Source organism: Pseudomonas sp. MWU12-2029 (assembly GCF_023242425.1).
Classification (GTDB): Bacteria; Pseudomonadota; Gammaproteobacteria; order Pseudomonadales; family Pseudomonadaceae; genus Aquipseudomonas; species Aquipseudomonas kribbensis.
Window position 1 is genome coordinate 202,817 of record NZ_JALJDY010000003.1, and the last position, 18,382, is coordinate 221,198.

The 18,382-nt window shown below is 62.0% G+C and carries 16 protein-coding genes; 6 read left to right on the forward strand and 10 right to left on the reverse strand.

Features of this window, described 5'->3' with window-relative positions; translation table 11 throughout:
* Nucleotides 1–62: 62 nt before the first annotated feature.
* From M5B44_RS08725 to M5B44_RS08745, 5 genes are all read left to right on the forward strand, one after another.
* Nucleotides 63–1,511 carry a sensor histidine kinase gene (locus M5B44_RS08725; protein WP_248738855.1) on the forward strand — a complete coding sequence of 483 codons (1,449 nt, stop codon included), beginning with the start codon at nucleotides 63–65 and terminating at the stop codon, nucleotides 1,509–1,511.
* A 158-nt stretch (nucleotides 1,512–1,669) separates the two neighbouring features.
* Nucleotides 1,670–4,477, forward strand: a complete 2,808-nt coding sequence (locus M5B44_RS08730; protein ID WP_248738856.1) for a multicopper oxidase domain-containing protein — start codon at nucleotides 1,670–1,672, stop codon at nucleotides 4,475–4,477.
* 17 nt (nucleotides 4,478–4,494) lie between these two features.
* Entirely contained in the window at nucleotides 4,495–5,565 is a 1,071-nt protein-coding gene (locus M5B44_RS08735; protein WP_248738857.1) for an SCO family protein, read from the forward strand.
* Nucleotides 5,566–5,671: 106 nt separating this feature from the next.
* The gene (locus M5B44_RS08740) at nucleotides 5,672–7,165 is read left to right on the forward strand and encodes an ATP-binding protein (protein WP_248738858.1); all 1,494 of its coding nucleotides are present in this window, start codon (nucleotides 5,672–5,674) and stop codon (nucleotides 7,163–7,165) included.
* Nucleotides 7,134–8,564 carry a sigma-54-dependent transcriptional regulator gene (locus M5B44_RS08745; RefSeq protein ID WP_119429847.1) on the forward strand — a complete coding sequence of 477 codons (1,431 nt, stop codon included), beginning with the start codon at nucleotides 7,134–7,136 and terminating at the stop codon, nucleotides 8,562–8,564. The genes M5B44_RS08740 and M5B44_RS08745 overlap by 32 nt, the downstream gene beginning before the upstream one ends.
* Here the strand turns inward: M5B44_RS08745 and M5B44_RS08750 are convergent.
* Nucleotides 8,555–8,923, reverse strand: a complete 369-nt coding sequence (locus M5B44_RS08750) for a hypothetical protein (RefSeq protein ID WP_248738859.1) — start codon at nucleotides 8,921–8,923, stop codon at nucleotides 8,555–8,557. The genes M5B44_RS08745 and M5B44_RS08750 overlap by 10 nt on opposite strands.
* 137 nt (nucleotides 8,924–9,060) lie before the next feature.
* Between M5B44_RS08750 and M5B44_RS08755 the strand changes: the two genes are divergently transcribed.
* Nucleotides 9,061–9,870 carry a class I SAM-dependent methyltransferase gene (locus M5B44_RS08755; protein WP_248738860.1) on the forward strand — a complete coding sequence of 270 codons (810 nt, stop codon included), beginning with the start codon at nucleotides 9,061–9,063 and terminating at the stop codon, nucleotides 9,868–9,870.
* A gap of 8 nt (nucleotides 9,871–9,878) precedes the next feature.
* Here the strand turns inward: M5B44_RS08755 and M5B44_RS08760 are convergent, their stop codons facing one another.
* The 9 genes from M5B44_RS08760 to M5B44_RS08800 all read right to left on the reverse strand — a co-directional run bounded on the left by M5B44_RS08760 (nucleotide 9,879) and on the right by M5B44_RS08800 (nucleotide 18,378).
* On the reverse strand, nucleotides 9,879–10,187 hold the full coding sequence (locus M5B44_RS08760; protein ID WP_248738861.1) for an addiction module antidote protein: 309 nt from the start codon (nucleotides 10,185–10,187) through the stop codon (nucleotides 9,879–9,881).
* Nucleotides 10,188–10,189: 2 nt separating this feature from the next.
* A complete protein-coding gene (locus tag M5B44_RS08765; protein WP_102622395.1) occupies nucleotides 10,190–10,483 on the reverse strand; it encodes a type II toxin-antitoxin system RelE/ParE family toxin in 294 nt (97 codons plus the stop codon).
* A gap of 149 nt (nucleotides 10,484–10,632) precedes the next feature.
* Nucleotides 10,633–11,325, reverse strand: a complete 693-nt coding sequence (locus M5B44_RS08770) for a GNAT family N-acetyltransferase (protein ID WP_248738862.1) — start codon at nucleotides 11,323–11,325, stop codon at nucleotides 10,633–10,635.
* Between the two features lie 115 nt (nucleotides 11,326–11,440).
* The gene (locus tag M5B44_RS08775; RefSeq protein WP_248738863.1) at nucleotides 11,441–12,232 is read right to left on the reverse strand and encodes a ChbG/HpnK family deacetylase; all 792 of its coding nucleotides are present in this window, start codon (nucleotides 12,230–12,232) and stop codon (nucleotides 11,441–11,443) included.
* A complete protein-coding gene (locus tag M5B44_RS08780) occupies nucleotides 12,204–13,391 on the reverse strand; it encodes a GNAT family N-acetyltransferase (protein ID WP_248738864.1) in 1,188 nt (395 codons plus the stop codon). Before M5B44_RS08780 ends, M5B44_RS08775 begins: the two co-directional genes overlap by 29 nt.
* Before the next feature lie 4 nt (nucleotides 13,392–13,395).
* Nucleotides 13,396–14,085 carry an N-acetyltransferase gene (locus tag M5B44_RS08785; RefSeq protein WP_085733210.1) on the reverse strand — a complete coding sequence of 230 codons (690 nt, stop codon included), beginning with the start codon at nucleotides 14,083–14,085 and terminating at the stop codon, nucleotides 13,396–13,398.
* Between the two features lie 71 nt (nucleotides 14,086–14,156).
* On the reverse strand, nucleotides 14,157–16,076 hold the full coding sequence (locus M5B44_RS08790) for a hypothetical protein (RefSeq protein ID WP_248738865.1): 1,920 nt from the start codon (nucleotides 16,074–16,076) through the stop codon (nucleotides 14,157–14,159).
* Nucleotides 16,073–17,380, reverse strand: a complete 1,308-nt coding sequence (locus tag M5B44_RS08795) for a lipopolysaccharide biosynthesis protein (protein WP_248738866.1) — start codon at nucleotides 17,378–17,380, stop codon at nucleotides 16,073–16,075. Before M5B44_RS08795 ends, M5B44_RS08790 begins: the two co-directional genes overlap by 4 nt.
* Nucleotides 17,377–18,378, reverse strand: coding sequence for a polysaccharide deacetylase family protein (locus M5B44_RS08800; RefSeq protein ID WP_248738867.1), 1,002 nt, complete (start codon nucleotides 18,376–18,378; stop codon nucleotides 17,377–17,379). Before M5B44_RS08800 ends, M5B44_RS08795 begins: the two co-directional genes overlap by 4 nt.
* Nucleotides 18,379–18,382 lie beyond the last annotated feature (4 nt).

Here is an 18,382-nt window from a genome sequence, read left to right on the forward strand (position 1 = left end):
ATCCGGGCAATCACCCAACCGTGGGCTATAACCCTATAGGGACGTATCGGGAAGTCGCCGCCATGAACATGCAGTCAAAATCGCTACCGGTCGAGGAGAGCAGCCTGCGGCTGGGCTCGCGCAAGCAGCCGTTCAATCTGCTGCGCTGGTTTTCGTTGATCAGCATGGCGGTGATCGGTACGGTAGCCGTGGCGCTTGGCACGGTGTCGACGCGTTTCGTGATCGAAGAAAGTGTGCAGCGTGATGCCTTGCTGACGGCGCAGTTCATTCAGGCCATCGCTTCGGCTGAGGTTCGCCACGTTTCGATTCCCAATATCCGCACCATGGGCGACTTGCTGGACCCGCGCCAGGACCGGGACTTTCCCGACGTCGACCCGGCGGCCCGGGCCAGCGCCCGGGGCGAATTCCTCGATCACATCGAGCATCTGCCGGACGTGATCCTCGCCAACGTTTACGCGCCGGATCGCCTGGTGATCTGGTCGACCAACCCCGCACTGGTCAACACCCGCATCCATGCCGACGAAGACCTCGATCGCGCGTTCAACGAGAAGATTCCGGTGTCGGCCAGTTATCACAACGTCGACAAGGGCCGTGAAGAACAGAAGTTCGTGGTGCCGCCGGATTACATCTTCATCGAGAACTACATTCCGCTGTTCGACGCCGACGGCAAGAACGTCACCGCGATGGTCGAGATCTACAAGGAGCCCAAGGACCTGATCGCTCGCATGGAGCGCGGTCTGGCGCTGATCTGGCTGGCCACCGCGCTGGGCGGCGGGCTGATTTATCTGGGGCTTTACTGGATCGTGCGACGGGCGGCGATCCTGCTGGCGGTGCAACAGAAACAACTGATTGCCAATGAAACCTTTGTCGCACTGGGCGAGATGTCCTCGGCAGTGGCGCACAGTTTGCGCAACCCGCTGGCGACCATCCGCTCCAGCGCCGAATTGGCCCTGGAGTTCGACGCGGGGCCGGCGCAGAAGAACATCAAGGACATCATCGGTCAGGTCGATCGCATGTCGAAGTGGGTGCGCGAACTGCTGCAGTCGCTGCGACCGCTCAACGACGAACCGGAGCCAGTGAACCTGGTGGCGGCGTTGCACGAAAGTCTGGTGGCGTTCGAACAGCAGATCGCCAAAAACGCGGTGCACGTGGTGCTTCATCCGCAACAAACGCCGATGGTGCTGAGCCAACCGGTGCAACTGACGCAAATCCTCAACAGCCTCCTGGCCAACGCACTGGAGGCCATGGACAAGGGCGGCACGTTGACCATTACGCTCGAACCCACAAACAACGGCGGCGTCAGCGTCATGCTCAGTGACACCGGCAAAGGCATGAACGAAGAACAGCGCAGCATGGCGTTCCGGCCGTTCTTCACCACCAAGCAGGGCGGGCTCGGCGTAGGGCTGGTGCTGGTCAAACGAATCATGGAGCGTTTCGGCGGCGGGGTGACCCTGGACAGCCGCGAAGGCGAGGGCACCACCGTTCGTCTGGCGTTTCAGCTCATCCAGTAAATGGGGTGAACTTTCCCCCAGGAGCGGGTGTCAGGCCCCGGTCACCGGGGAGTGGGGAATCCAACAGCGCCTGTAACAGCTTGTTTCAACGGGGATTAATACTTTGGCGAGCTAATTGCAAAACACCATCACCCCTTCCTTAGATGAGGCGGCTGGTGATGGACAGAACAACGCGTGACCCCAAAAAGCTGTTTCTGCTGACGCCGTTGAGCGTCTTTCTGATGTTGGCTCTGGGCAATATGGCCGGGGTCCGAGCGAGCCCGATCGACGACGAAAACCAGCCGGAAGCCTCCGACCCGTCCGCATATTACGACGAGCCGGCGGATGAACCGGCGGCCCTCAACGCCATCCTGACCATGCCCGAGGCCAACGAAGATTCCTTCGATCTGCCCGACGGGGTGAAAGGCACGCGCAACACCACGCGTTCGGAAAACATCCTGCCACCCACCGTGCAGACCAGTTTCAACTACCCCACCAACGGCAAGCCGAGCCCGCTGTTTGGCGCTCAGCCGTTCACCCAGCAAATCGTCCTGTTCGAAGAGTTCGGCCCGGAAAAACTCGACCCGACCACTCCGGCTGCGCCGCTGGGTTTTCCGCCTGCGGCCATCGGTCCGGCTCCGGCCCAGGACCCGAGCAGTGTCGCCCGCAGCGCACCACCCGGCACCGCGCTGGATGCGTTCCTGCGCCAACCGGGCCTGACACCGTTCCCGAGTCAGTTCTCCAACGTCGTCGACCGCAACCCGTGGCAGTCGCAGATCGAGCTGTTCCTCAACCGCCACATCGGTTCGTCCGCCGAAGGCCGGCCGCCGGGAAAAGGCTGGGCGCACCAGCGCTGGAACGAGTTCTACCCGCAAGTCGCCTACAAGACCGTGCAGACCGGTGCGCGTCTGAACGGCGGCCTGCGTGACAGCCGGCAGATGCACGGTTATGCCGTCGGCGAATTCGGCCCCGGCGGTCTGTACCACAACGTCGCCGGCGTGCCGGCGACGGATGGCACCGCCAAGGGTGTCGATGCACGTTTCCACCCGGCGATGCCGGTGCAGAACCACAACTCGGTGTGGACCTTCGACGGCACGCTGCCGCCGAAACTGCTGATGGTGCGCTACGGCCAACCGGTGATGATGCGTCACTACAACGGCCTGCCGATCGATCCGTCGGCCAACCGTGGTTTCGGTCTGCACACCATCACCACCCACGAACACAACGGCCACGCACCGGCGGAAAGCGACGGCTATGCCAACGCGTTTTTCTTCCCCGGCCAGTACTACGACTATCGCTGGCCGATCCAGCTCGCCGGTTACGACAGCATCAACACCAAGGCTGAAGATCCGCGCGCAGCGTTCCCGTGCGCGCCGGGGGAAACCCTGTGGGTCAACGACCTGCAGCCTGCGAAGAAGACCTGCGACCACGGCACCATCAAGATCCGTGGCGACTGGCGCGAAACCATGAGCACCCACTGGTTCCACGACCACATGCTCGATTTCACCGCGCAGAACGTCTACAAGGGCAACGCGGCGATGATGAACTACTACAGCGCCCTGGATCGCGGCAACGAATCGGTGAACGACGGGGTCAACCTGCGTTTCCCCAGCGGCAGCGCCTTGCCGTGGGGCAACCGTGACTACGACGTCAATCTGGTGTTCGCCGACAAGGCCTGGGATCAGGAAGGCCAGTTGTGGTTCAACCCGTTCAACACCGATGGCTTCATCGGCGATCAGGTGCTGGTCAACTGGCAGTGGAAACCGACCCTCGACGTGCGCGCCCGCAGTTATCGGTTCCGCATCCTCAACGGTTCGGTGTCGCGCTACTTCAAGCTCGCTCTGGTGCGGGAAATCAAAGGCACCGGCGGTGAATTCCAGGGGCCGAAGAACTCCGGCGTTTCCTACAGCCGCGTGCCGTTCCACATGATCGCCAACGACGGCAACATCATGGAGCACAGCGTGCCATTCGATGGCTCGATGGATCTGGATGCCGACGGTGACAAACAGAACCACAACGCGATCCTGCCGACCCAGGGCATCGCCGAGCGGTTCGACATCATCGTCAACTTCTCGAAAAACGGCATCAAACCCGGCGACAAGCTGTTCTTCGTCAACCTCCAGGCCCAGGACGACGGCAAAGGCCCGAAAGAGACGATCTCGCTGTCCGACGTGCTCTCCGAGAAGTACCTGGCGGTGATCAAACAGACCAGCAAAGGCCCGCAATGGGACAAGGGTGATCCGGCGGTGGGCAAGGTCTTGCAGCTCAACGTCAAGCCTTTCACCGGCCAGGACCTGGCCATGGACCCGGCAGCCTACGAACCGGCCAAACCGGGCAAGGCTGAAGGCATGGTGATGATCCCGCTGAAGATCCACCGCGACAACGCCGCCGACAAGGCGCTGCTGGCCAACGCCCGTCACCGGACTTTCACCTTCGGCCGCAGCGACGGCACCGATGAAGCACCGTGGACGGTCAAGACCGATGGCGGCTTTGGTTTCCATATGGACCCACGCCGGTTGAACGCGTCAACGAAACTGGCCAGCGGCCCGACCGATGCCGGCACCGCCGGGTTCGGCACCCTGGAGGTGTGGAACATCAAGCTCGGCGGCAAGGGCTGGAGCCATCCGGTGCACGTGCACTTCGAGGAGGGGATCATCCTCAGCCGTGGCGGCAAGGCTCCGCCTGAGTGGGAAAAATGGGCGCGCAAGGACGTCTATCGCATCGGCTCCGAAGCCGACGGGCTGGACAGCGTGGAAATGGCGATCAACTTCCGCGAGTTTGCCGGGACCTACATGGAGCACTGTCACAACACCCAGCATGAGGACAACTCGATGCTGCTGCGTTGGGACCTCGAGAAACCCGGGCAACTGCAGTTGATGCCGACACCGCTGCCGAGCTGGGATGGCGTGCGCTACGTCAACTCCGCCGCGCTGCCGACCTTCCGCACTGGCGATGGCTTCGGCCCGCAAGTGACCGTGAAGAAATGAGCAGGGAGGGAGCCGACATGACCCGACCGACGCCGCGCTCCCGCGCCCTGGGCATGCACTTGATCCTGGTGCTGGTCACCTGCCTGCTCGGCAGTCAGGTGCTCATCGCCCATCAAGCGCTGCCCGAAGGCGCCAGCGAATCCGCCACCCCGTGGGGTGGCGACTATTTCCCCAACACCCTGCTGACCGATCAGGACGGCAAGCAGGTGCGCTTTTTCGATGACCTGATCAAGGACAAGGTGGTGGTGATCAACTTCATCTTCACCTCCTGCAGCGACTCCTGCCCACTGGAAACCGCACGCCTGCGCCAGGTGCAGAAACTGCTGGGGGACCGGGTCGGCCAGGACATCTTTTTCTACTCGATCAGCATCGATCCGCTGAGCGACACACCCGAGGTCCTCAAGGCCTATTCACAACGCTTCAAGGTCGGCCCCGGCTGGAAATTCCTCACCGGCGAATTCGAAGACGTCACCGACCTGCGCAAGAAACTCGGGCTGTTCATCGAGGGCGTCGACAACGGCCGCACCAAGGATCACAACCTGAGCCTGATCGTCGGTAACCAGAGCACCGGGCGCTGGATGAAGGCCTCGCCGTTCGAGAACCCGTGGATCCTCGCCGATCAACTGGCCAACACCCTGCAGAACTGGAAGCAGCCGAGTATCGAAGAAAGCTACGCCAATGCGCCGGAAATTCGCCCGCCGAGCAACGGTGAAGAACTGTTCCGCACCCGTTGCGCCTCCTGCCACAGCCTCGGCCCGCAGGACGGTGAAGGCATCGGCATGCGCAACATCGGCCCGGACCTGATCGGCGTGACCCGCCAGCGTGACCCGGCCTGGCTCAACCGCTGGATCCGTGAGCCGGATCGGGTACTGGCAGAAAAAGACCCGATTGCGCTGCAACTGTTCGAACGATACGAGCGGATCCCGATGCCCAACCTGCGCCTCGACGAACAGTCGGCGCAGTCGATCATCGACTTTCTGCGCGATGAAACCGAGCGCCAGCACCCGACCGCGCAGCCCTTGGCTGACGGGGTGTTGACGCCAACCCGTGCGGCCGCGAGCAGCGAAACGGTGAGCCGTATGCGCTAGCGACCAAATAGCGACTTTGAGTCCTGTATTGCGGTGATAGCCACCTACACTCACTCGTGAGGTGGCTGTAACCGGTTCGATACAAAAAAAACGCCAGGGCACCCCCATGCAACGACTGGAAGAACAACAAACACCGGCGCCAAACGTCGCGGCGGCCGCCATCAAGGGTTGGGGCGCGCAGTTCAATCTGCTGCGCTGGTTCTCGCTGGCCAGTTTTTTCATCATTGCCGCCGTGGCGCTGGGGCTGGGTTATATCTCCACGCGCTTCGTGGTCACTGAAAGCGTCGAGCGCGATGCGCTGCTCACTGCGCAATTCGTCCAGGCCATCGGCGATGCGGAAATGCGCCATGCCGGCATCACGCCGCTGCGCACCATGGGTGAAATGCTCGACCCGCGTCAGGACGAAAACTTTCCCGATGTCGATCCGCTGGCCCACGGCGCGGCCCGGGCCGAGTTTCTCGATCACGTCGAACACCTGCCGGATGTGCTGCTGGCGACGGTCTATGCCCTGGATCGCTCGGTGATCTGGTCGACCAACCCGGAACTCATTGGCGTCAAGTTCGAGGACGATGACGAACTGGACGAATCGTTCGAAATGAAAGTGCCGGTGTCTTCCAGCTATCACAAGATCGACGACGAGAAACCCGAGCAGAAACTCTCCCGTGAACCCAAATACCTGTTCATCGAGAACTACATCCCGATGTTCAACGCCGATAAAAGCAAAGTCATCGCCATGGTCGAGATCTACAAGGAGCCGGCGGATCTGGTAGATCGTATCGACCGCGGGTTTGCCTCGATCTGGGCGGCGACGATTCTCGGCGGGGCGGCGATTTACCTGGGCCTGTTCTGGATCGTGCGGCGAGCCTCGACCCTGCTGCACAGCCAGCAACAGCAACTGATCAGCAACGAAACCTTTGTCGCCCTGGGCGAGATGTCCTCGGCGGTGGCCCACAGCCTGCGCAATCCGCTGGCAACCATTCGCTCCAGTGCCGAACTGGCTCAGGAAGTGGCCAGCCAGAGCGCCCAGCGCAACATCGGCGACATCATCAGTCAGGTGGACCGCATGTCGCGCTGGGTCCGGGAGTTGCTGGTTTCGCTGCGGCCGATGAGTGACGACGGCGAGGCGCTGGAGCTGCGCGCCGCCGTGGAAGATTCCCTCGGTGCGTTCGAGGCGCTGATCCGGCGCAACGGTGTCGAGGTGCGATTCAACCTGCAGGACTGCCCGCCGGTGGTCAGCCACAAGGTGCTGCTGACGCAGATTCTCAATAGCCTGTTCGCCAACGCCCTGGAAGCCATGCCCAAGGGCGGCGTGCTGAGTGTCGAGATTGATGCACCCCACGCCGGCCAGGTCTGCATGACGGTGGGTGACACCGGCAAAGGCATGAACGCGCAGCAACAACAATTGGTGTTCAAACCCTTTTTCACCACCAAACAGGGCGGCCTCGGGGTTGGCCTGGCACTGGTCAAAAGAATCATGGAGCGTTTTCAGGGCTCGGTCGTGCTGACCAGCCGCGAGCAGGAAGGAACCCGCGTCAGTCTCAACTTTAAAGTGGCATCGGGAGGGGAATATGGAACACAGCATTCTGCTGGTCGAGGATGACGAACTGTTGGCCGACAATATTCAGACCTACCTGGAGCGCAAAGACTTCGAGGTGACGGTTTGCCACTCGGCTGAAGACGCGCTGGGGCAACTGGAAAGCTTCATGCCGGACATCGTGCTGACCGACAACTCGCTGCCGGGCATGAGCGGTCACGATCTGATCCAGAAGCTGCGCATCAGCGCGCCGGATCTGAAAGTGATCATGATGACCGGTTACGGCAATGTCGAAGACGCGGTGGTCGCGATGAAGGAGGGCGCCTTTCATTACGTCACCAAACCGGTCGCATTGCCGGAGCTCAAGTTGCTGCTGGACAAGGCCCTGGCCACTGAGCGGATGGAGCGCACGCTGTCGTTTTATCAGGAGCGCGAGGCGCAGAAATCCGGGGTGCAGGCGCTGATCGGCGAATCAGAGCCGATGCTGCATCTGAAGAACACCATCGGCCAGTTGCTCGAAGCCGAGCGGCGCATGACCGGTGGCGACCTGCCGCCGGTGCTGGTGGAAGGTGAGACAGGCACCGGCAAGGAGCTGGTGGCCCGTGCGCTGCATTTCGATGGCGTACGCAGCAAAGGCCCGTTCATTGAATTCAACTGCGCGTCGATCCCCGCCAACCTGGTGGAATCGGAGCTGTTCGGCCATGAGAAAGGTGCGTTCACCGATGCCAAGGACCGCCGCGTCGGGCTGGTGGAGGCGGCTGACGGCGGCACGCTGTTCCTCGATGAAATCGGCGAGATGGACCTGGTGCTGCAGGCCAAACTGCTCAAGCTGCTGGAGGACCGCACCATTCGCCGGGTCGGCTCGGTGAAGGAGCGCAAGGTCAATCTGCGGGTGATCAGCGCCACCAACTGTAACCTCGAACAAATGGTCCAGCAGGGCAAGTTTCGCCGTGACCTGTTCTTTCGCCTGCGGATCATCTCGATCAAGGTGCCGCGCCTGTATGCCCGGGGCGACGACGCGCTGCTGCTGGCCCGGCATTTTCTCGCCAGCCACGGCAAGCGCTACGGCAAGCCGAACCTGCATTTCAGCCAGCAGGCCGAAGAATTGCTGCTCAATTACACCTGGCCGGGCAACGTGCGCGAACTGCGCAACATGCTCGAACAGACCGTGCTGCTGGCGCCGAGCGACACCATCGCCGCGCACCAGTTGAACGTGTGCATGAGCCTGGTGGACGAACCGTCGCTGCATCAACATCACGAGGTGCCGCACTTCGAACCGCGCCCGGCGAGCAACACCGAGTCGATGAACCTGCCGGAAGTCGAGCGCGACATGGTGCGCAAGATGCTCGACAAGACCGACTGGAATGTCACCAAGTCCGCCCGCTTGCTGGGCCTGAGCCGCGACATGCTGCGCTATCGCATCGAGAAGCTCGGTCTGGCGCGCCCGGACAAGCGTCAGTGGTAAACCGCGTTGGTTCGTGGGTTCGGCGGGCTCAGGCACTCCAGCAGGCATGTCGGGTCCAGCACTTCGTCATTGACGTAGATGCCGCGCTCGGCATCGTAGGTGCGGATAAACACCCGCACCGTCGCATCGGCCACGGTCGGCAGCTGTGAGTCATGGAACACGTGGCGATCCGGGATGACGATGAAATCCTGAGGCGGCGTGTCATCGAACGCTCGCGGTGGTTGTGCATTCAGCGACGGCGGAGCAGGGTGGGCGAAGGGCTGGTCGGCCCCGTAGTAGTTGAAGTTGCTGTCGAGGGCTTGCGCCTGGGTGGCGGCGAGCAGACAGGCGGATAACAGCAGCCGGTTGAGCGTTTGCATGGCGGCACCTGTGGAATCGGTTTTCCCCAAGGCTATTAACTATAGCCGCCCGTTGGCTTACAAGTTCGCAACAACCTGGATCATCGCGCTCAACTAGACTCGGGCCGCTCAATCAAGAGCATCGTGCGGAGTGCGCCATGGAAGTGCCAAACAACAAGAACGCCATCGAAAGCAATCGTCAGGCGTGGAACGATTCGGCCCGTCACCATCAGGAATCGGCCGAGTGGAAGGCCTTGCTGAGAGAGGTCACCCAGACCGGTTTTTCCTGCCTCGACGAAACCCTGAGCGGGTTGCTGGAACAGGTCGGCGTCGATGGAAAAGACGTCGTGCAGCTGTGCTGCAATAACGGCCGCGAGAGCCTCTCGCTGTTCGCGCTGGGTGCGCGAAGTGTCGTCGGGGTCGATCAATCGGTGGCATTTCTTGAACAGGCCCGGGAACTGAACGGCCGTTCGCCGCACACGGCCGAATTCATCGAAGCCGATATTCATCACTTGCCCGAATCACTGCGCAATCGCTTCGACGTGGCGCTGATCACCATCGGCGTCCTCAACTGGATGCCTGACATCGGCGAATTCTTCCGCCATGTCGCCTCGACCCTGAAACCGGGCGGGAAACTGGTGATCTACGAGACCCACCCGTTCCTGGAAATGGTCGATCCCGACGCCGAAGATCCGTTTCGCCTCGCAACCTCGTACTTTCGCCGCGAGCCGTTCGTGCAGCAGGAACCGATCGTCTACGTCGGCAAGGTCGAGCAACAGGTGGCGCCGTCGTACTGGTTCGTGCACAACCTCGGCGCCATCTTCACCGCCGCCCTCGACGCCGGGCTGAACATCGCGCACTTCAAGGAATACCCGCATTCAAACCGGGAAGAAGCGTATGACCAGTACCTGAACCGCGAGGCGCAGATGCCGATGTGTTTTACGTGGGTGGGGGTGAAGGGCGAGTAGCGCAACTCTCAGGTAGTTGAATGATTCAGCACATGCCCTGGTTGCGCACAGAGATCGATGCCAAGTGCATGAATAACTCTGAGCACAGTGTCAAAGCGGGGCTTGGCTCCCGGCGCGAAAGCTTTGTACAAGCTTTCGCGACCCATTCCCGAGTCCTTGGCTATTTGAGTCATGCCGCGTGCCTTGACTACATAGCCGATTGCACGAAGAAACTCCTCGTTGTCACCGTCGGCCAGCACTTGGGAAAGGTATTCGCTGATGGCTTCATCGCTGTCCAGCAATGCTGCCATATCAAAAGTTGTCAAAGTCTGGCTCATGGTTAAACCTCCTTTGCCATTTTTTTTGCACGTCTGATGTCCGCACTTTGTGATGATTTGTCCCCACCGGCCAGCAGGACAATGACAACACCACTACGCATCGTAAAGTAGACCCGATACCCGGCACCGACATCAACGCGCATTTCCGATACACCGTCACCTACCGGTTTGATGTCGCCTAGATTACCTGCTGACGCACGATCAATGCGACGGGCAATAGCAACCTTGGCTCGCACATCACGAATCGAGGTGTGCCATGCCATGAAAACTGCTGTTTGTTGTATGAAGTAGTTCATAGCTCGACTGTATCCACTTGGATACGATCGAGCAGTCAGTCAGTTCGTTTATCAGACTTGGATGTATCGTCAGAGTCTGTAGGCAAGCAGGAACTGGTTTTGTAGGAGCTTACGCTGGCGTAGCTCCTACAGATCGCAGGAAAAAGCTGTCAAGCCTGCGCAGCCGCCGTCACCACCGGCCGTCCCGGTTTACGCAGAGGTTCCAGTCTCGAGCCTCCATAGCGCGTCTCGCGGAAGAACCGCCACTTTCCAAACAACCCATAGACGTGGGTGACGCGGCCCTGTTCGTGATAACCCATACGAATGTGCAGTTTCAGCGCCGGGATGTTGTGGGTTTCGCAGACGTCCACCACCTTGTGGCAACCCTGGGCGGCCATGGCTTGCCAGAGGGTGACTTGTACGTCCACCGACAGGCTGCTGCCAAAATAGGCGCGGGTCATTTCGCCGCCGAATTCGAAGAACTCGCCAGGCTGGACCGGGAAGTTGCAGCCGTAGTAGTGACGGTCGTGATAATCCCGGGTGCTGCCCCAGATGAAGGCCACGGCGTGGCCGTCGGCGTCCAGGTACATGTGCCCGGTGTGGCCTTCGCTGGCGAGTTCGGCCATGGTCTGCACACGGTCACCGAAATGCTTGCCGAACGCGCCGGCATTCTGTGGCGTGATGTCGACTTTGCGCAGGCCTTCGTAAGGGCGCAGCTTGTGCGGCGGCACCGGGCTGATCAGGTCGCGCTCCATCCACAGCAGTTCCCAGTGGAAGAACACGTAGCGTTTCCACAAGGTGGAAAACGTGCGGCCAAGGCCTTTTTGCTTGATGCGTTCGCGCAGCTTTTCGATGACGCTCATGATGCCCTCCGTGGCCGAAGCCCGGGTGTTTTTGTAGTTGGCTTTTGTGGGTATAGATCAAGCTGGCAAGTACATTTCAAAGTGCCATCTTCGAAAGTGTTGCCAGTTGTGTAACTCAGTCGAGTGCCGCGGCACCGCGTAGAAAATCCTTGTTCAAGTCGGCGTAGGAAACCCGTGGAACCCCCGGCAGCCGCCGCTCTAGCACGCGACTCAGGGACTCTCCGGGTTGTAGATAGGCATCACCGAAATCGGCCCCGAGCTGATTCGGATGGGCGACGATTTCCAGCACACCGTCGGTCGGCGCAGGCTCGTTGCGCAGGTCCACCGGGGTGCAGACGTAGTCCGCGGTTGCACCGGCCAGCCCTTGCAGACGACGGTTGAGCAAACCCTTGAACAGGCGCTTCGGCAGGCTGAGGTTCTGTCCCAGGTTGCGCGCCAGTCGCACCGGTACGCCCTGGTGAGCGGCGAAACGCGCGACGATCTCGCCGATCGGCCAGATGTTGTGCACGTGCTGATGTGAATCGATATGGCTCGGGCGCACGCCGTGATCGACACAACGTTGCCACTGCGCCTGCAATTCTTCCTGCACCGCTTCACGATCTTCACGGACCAGCCACAGGCTGTGCCGGGCAAGGCTGAGATCGAATACCCCGTGGCTGTCGCAGAAAGTGGGGCGGGCGAGAATCCCCTGGCTCAATGGCCGGCCGTACGTCAGGTTGAAGTGCAGGCCGACCCGACCTTCCAGCATGTGATGGCGGGCCATCGCGCAGGCCGCTTCGAAGGCCGGCATGTTGGCCATGGCCGTCGCGGAACTGATGACCCCGGCCTGGAACGCACTGAAGATCACCGCGTTTTCGTTCGGGCTCAGGCCGAAATCGTCAGCGTTGACTATGACTTGGCGAGGCATGTTCGCCCTCCGTGGTGGGGTGGGTTGCCGGTTTTACGACGGACGCCGGTTTTGTCGTTGCCTGCCGTGCGCGCCACTGCTGCAGTTTCGGTTTTAGCCGCTGCCAGAGGCGTAATCCCAGCCCCAGCAAAACACCGCTCGGCCGCCAGGAGTAGAAGCTCCAGCGCCAGTGCTCCAGTTGTCCGGTCATGCGTTCGTGCAGTTGGTGGCTGGAGTTCTCCAGGCTGACCCGCGAGGCATCGATCCAGCGCCAATGGTCATCCAGCCCCCAGCGAATCCATTCCTCCAGCAACACCCGGCCGCTGCCCAGATCCGCGTACTGCGGCAGGAAGGCGAGGTTGTAATCGTAGAGCCGGCCCTGTTCGAGCAGGCCGAGCCGGTAGCTGATGCAGCGGCCGTCCAGCTCCAGCGTGACGACGCGCACCAGCCCTTGGGCGGCGAGGGCGGTGAAAGCGTTTTCGATACAACGACGGCTGCGCTCGGTGGCGAAGATGCCGACGCCTTCGTCGCCTTTCCAGCTCACCGCTTCGACTTCGCGGATGGCTTGCAACAGCGGGCCCATGGTCAGGGTATCGGGCGTGATTCGCCGCACCACCGCGCCACAGGCGGCAATTCGTTTGCGCGCACGGCGCAGCTTGTAGCGTGGATCGCCGGAGACTTCCTGATGATCGGCCTCGCTGATCAGGTGCACCGGCACCCGACAGCTCAGGCGTCGTTCGGCGTTGGAGCTGCGGGCCATCCATTGTGTGAGGACACTTTCCTCGCCCGCCGGCTCCGACAGTTCGTTGAGTTGCAGCAAGGCGTGGGGGATGCGCTGGCGGATCAGCAGCAGTGCCTGGCGCATGTCCTCGGCCGCCAGCACAGACAGCAATGCCAGACGATCCGCCAGCGGATAACCGAGGTGATGCACCACGGCAAACGGTATCCCGCCAAAGCGTTCACGGCCGGCCACCAGCGGCAGGCACAGGCGCAATTCGTCCGCTTCCCAGCCCAGCAGAATGTGCAGATGCTCGTTCGTGTCGAGTGTCTGCTCTGCCGCAGTCAACCAGCCGAGGCTGTTGAACGGCGTGTGATCCGTCACCCGCAGGCGCAGCGCTTCATAAGCCGCTGCCGGGAAGTCAGGGGCGCACAGCGAGGTGCGCCATTCGAATCGCGCCATAGGCTCAGGTCGCCGTTGCTGTGACGGAGGGACGGGAAGGTTTGCGCAACGCATCCAGCCGCGAACCGCTGTAGCGGGTTTCGCGGTAGAAGCGCCAGCGGGCGAACAGGGTGTACACGTTCATGATCCGGCCCTGTTCGGTGTAGCCCATGCGCAGGTGCAGCTTGAGTGCCGGGATGTTGTGGAATTCGCAGACGTCCACGACCTTGTCGCAACCCTGGGCGGCCATGGCTTTCCACAGCTCCAGTTGCAGGTCCACCGACAGTTCGGTGCCCCAATAGGAACGGGTCAGCTCACCACCGAATTCGAAGAACTCGCCGGGTTTTACCGGGAACATGCAGCCGTAATAGTGACGGTCGAAATAGTCCCGGGCGCTGCCCCAGATGAAGGCCACCGCATCGCCGTGATCGTCAAGGTGCATGTGCCCGGTGTGACCTTCGTTGGCCAGCTCCGCCATGGTGCCGACGCGGTCACCGAAGTAGCGGGCGAAGGCGCTGGCGTTGTCCGGGGTGATCTTCACCACCCGCAGCGGCGGATACGGTTTGAGGCTGTGGGGCGGCACCGGGCTGACGAGGTCGCGCTCCATCCACAACAGTTCCTGATGGGAAAAGACGTAGTGCTTCCACACCTTGGCCAGCGTCGCACGCAGGCCTTTTTGTTTGATGTGTTCGCTGATTTTTTTCACAACGTTCATGGTCGGTACTCCTGATGACGTGGCATCGCGCGGCAAGTGGCCTGCGCGGCAGGACATCAACGGGCGGTTCATCAAGTGCGCCAGCTCAGGGAAAACAGGGTCTGCCCCGGCAGCTCGAAGCGCACGCGCCCGTCCTGGCAACGGAAGGGCGCGTCGCGGCTGCGGTTGTCGGCGCCGAAGTAGCGCAGGGCGCCGTTGTTCAACGGGCACTTGGCGCCCGCCAGATCGACACGCTGCAAGCGCGTGCCCTTGTTCACACCCAGCAAGCCGCGCTGATCGTCGCCGGCCATCGCCAGCACATCGACTTCGAAGGCATCGTTTTCCAGCCACAGCACCTTGTGCAGCCAGTGTTGCTGGATGAACTGCTGGGCCAGGCCCACGGGTTTGAGTTCGAAGTGTTGTTCATCCGCCGAGACGCGCAACATGCCTTTGGGATATTCCGGCTCATCGGCGGCCTGGAACCAGTTGAGCATCGTCAGCAAGCCGTCCTGGGAGGCGTTGATCACCACCGAGGCCCACCACAGCGAGGTGTAATGGGTTTCCTGATCGTAAGGGCTCAGGCTCGAGCCGCTGGAGAGATTGGTCTGATCCAGCAGCAAGGCCTTGCGCGGTTGGCCCTTGGCATCGAGGCCCACCAGATCGGCGGCGCGGCGCACGCTGTCGCGGTAGACACGAGTAGCGAGCAGGTCGCGGATCATCCACTCATGCCAGGCCAGTGCGTCGACCTGATCGGCGGACTCGCCCAGCAGGCGCCGGGCCCAGTCGATGCCCCGTTTGTTTGCGGCGTTGTCGGCGAACGGGCCGTTGACCAGCCGCGAACTGGCCGGCATCGCGATGCGCACACCGGCCCGGGCGTTGGCCGGATCGCTGCGCACCTGGCGGGCCATGCTGGTGAAGATCGAGCGGTATTGCTCGTAACTCGAATAATTGAGATTGGGCTCGTCGGCAAAGCCGATGTAGTGCGTGCCTTTGCCGCCAAGCAGCCGGGTGCTCGCGAGCCAGGCTTCGAGGCCGCCGTTGCTTTGCACGTCGGCACGCAAGTCGGCTTGACGCTGGCTTCCGGCAAGCAGAGTGATGTCCTGACGAATGCCGAAACGATCCTGATAGACCTGGCGAAACGCATCTTCGAACTGCGGCTTCTTCGCCGTCACATCGACGAAGCTGTAGTAACTGGCGGCCGTCGGTTTCAGCGCATCGAGGGCGGCATGGCTGGCGGGCGGCGGCATCACGTAGGGCAGGGCGATGCCCAGGTCTGGGGTGCGACCGAGGATTTTGTCGTGCAGGGTCAGGCGGGTCTGGCCGTCTTCTTCGCGCAGCGGTTTGAGCTGCTGCGGGTTTTGCGCGAACAGATTGGCCGTGCCATCGAGCCAGAACGCCGCTTTGCCGCTGCCTTGCAGACGCAGGCGCCAGACTTGTTCGCGATCGCTGACCGGCAGCGCGACCTGATCGAATTGCCAATAGGCGCGATAAGGTTTCAGCGCCAGTGACAGCTGTTGACCGTCGCCGACCCGCTGCGCTTGCAGGGCGCTGACGCCACCGTGGAACTTGCCTGCGAGCACCGCGTGTTCACCCGGTGCAATCCTGAAATACAACTCATCGCCGTCACGGGTTTCCGCGCTGAAATGCACCTTGGCCGGGGCGAACAGCGCCACGGTGTTTTCGTCGTGTTCGACCCGGTAATTGCGGAAGCTGTAGCCGGGGATTTCCAGCTGATAACTCGCCGCGCCCGGTGCCAGCGGCCAGCTCTGGCTGCCACGGGTTTCGCTGGCCTTGATGAACCGGTCGCCCTGCAATTTGCCCTGACCATCGAGCAGGTACAGGTGCTCTTCGTTGGCGTCCGCCTGCCACGCCGGCGCCCAGCGCACGGTCACGGTGTCGGGGCGATCCGCTTGCAGGTACAGGCTGCCGTCACGAATGTCGCCCCAGCGCATCGACGTCGCGAAGGCGTCCAGCGACAGGCCGAGACCGAGCAGCAGGGCGAGGCTTTTCATGCTGCCTTCCGACGCTGCAACATTAGCCACATTGGCGCGATATCGGCGGGCAGAATGATCAGGGTTTGCCAGAACGGCACGCCGCTCAACCGGCAATACAGCATCAGCATCGCCACGGTCACCGCCAGATAGGCAATCGACGATGCCGCTGCGGCGCCGACAATCCCGTAAGCCGGGATCAGCACCACATTCAGCGCCAGGTTGAGCAAGGCGCCAAGGCCCATCAGCAGCGATACGGTGCCGGGGCGATTCTTGCCCAGCAGGTCCAGCCGCAGAATGCTCGCGTAGCACAGGCCCAACAGACCCGGCAGCAACGCCAGCAGCGCCGGATACGCCGGTTGATAGGCGGCGCCGAACAGGGTGACGATCAGCCATTCACCGATCACCGCCATGGTCAGGCAGGCGCCGAGCATCACCGTGGCGGTCAGGCGCAGGGCCAGCGGGGTGACCTTGTCCATGCCTTCGTCCTGTTGCAGCAGGCGTTTCATCAGCGGTGTGGTCACGGCTTCCGGGACGATCAGCAGCAGCTCGGCGGCGGCGCTGGCCATGGCGTAATGACCCAGCGCGGTACTGCCGAGCAGAGCGCCGATGAACAGGTAATCTGAGCGCAGGATGACTTGCTGGAACAGCAGATCCGGATGGCTGCGGGCGCTGTAGCGCAGCAGTTCGTTCTGGCTGGCGCGATCCCATTGCAACTGCAATGGCTGCGCGCGCTTGAGCCAGACCCAACCCGCCAGCACCACCAGACTTATCCCGGCCAGCCAACTGATCAGCGCCGCTTCCAGCGCTGCTTCTTTCCACATCCAGAACAGCGCGAGAAACAGCAGCAGCGGAGCCAGGGATTCCACCAGACGCAAGGCGTTGAAGGCGACCACGCCGCCGGATGCATTGTGCAACGTGAGCAAACCGCTCTTGAGCACGGTCAACGGCACCGCCAGCAGCAACAGCCACGCCAGCAGGCCGAGTTGCACGGTCACGTCCAGTTCACTGCCGAACTCGCGCACCAGCGCCACCACCAGCAAGGTCAACAACCCCGCCAGCAAGCAGCCAAAGACCAGCACCTGAGCCAGCAGCAAACCCATCGGCCGTTGCTTGGCAGCTTGGTAACCGACGGCGGAATTCAAGCCACCGCTGGTGGCCGCGCTGATCAGGTCGGGCAGGGTGCTGAGCAGGGCAAACAAGCCGCGCTCGCTGGGGCCGAGAATCCGCGCCAGCAACACGTTCCTCAGCAGGCGCAGGGCGATCATCGCCAGTTTGGTGCCCATGCTCAGCGCCAGGTGCTTGAGGTAACTGCTTCGACTCATGGTCGCGCCCCGCGAAAGATCCGCCACGACAGCAGCTCGGGGTTGCGCGCCGTGCGTTGACTGACGCCGAAGCGCGGCAGGTTCAGCGGATCGCCGGCGCCGCGATAGATGCCGGTGCCGGTGCCGAGGGCGAACGGGTAATCGTGGCTGGCAATCTGTTCGCGGACTCGCGCGTCGTTATCGCCGTTGGGGTAGCAGTACACCGGCAATGGCCGGTTGCAGCCGTTGTTCAGGGCGTCGCGGCTGCGGCTGATTTCTTCGCTCAGGCGCACATCGTCGAGACCGGTGAGGATCGCGTGGCTGGCACCGTGAGGACCGAAACGCACCAGACCCGAAGCCTCCATCGTCCGCACCTGATGCCAGTCCAGCGCCTGGGGCAGTGACTCGGGCGGGCATTCGTTGGTCAGGCGTTCGAGGATCGAAGGGTCGGTGTTCTTCAAGCTTTGCAGATAGTGCAGCAACGTCAGGCTGCGACGATCCACATCGATGTCGTCCATCAGCACCGGCAATGGATGGTGGAGCGCCTGCAGGCAGTCGATCAGGTGCATGCGCGGTTTTTCGCCGTGGCTGCCCCACAGGGTTTCACCGATGCTTTCCCACCAGAAGCGCTGGCGGCTGCCGATGAAATCCGTGGAGAGGAAAATGCTCGCCGGCACCTGATGCTTTTGCAACAGCGGGAAGGCGTTGGCCGCGTTGTCGCGCCAGCCGTCATCGAAGGTCAGCGCCACTTGCGGGCGTTCGCGGCGCAGGGCGTTGGGCTGGAGGATTTCCATCAGCGGCACGCAGTCGAAGTGCCGGCGCAGCCACACCAGCAGATGCTCGAAGGCTTTCGGGCCGACGCACAGTTCGTTGCGATGCGGCAGGTCGGCGGCGCGGTCGTTGGACAGCACCCGGTGCAACATCAGGATCACCCCGGCGCCGTGCAACTGGTTTCGTCCCACGGGCGAGTTGAGATAGAGCCAGCCACTGGTGCGTTTTATCAGTTGTTTGATCGCCATGGCT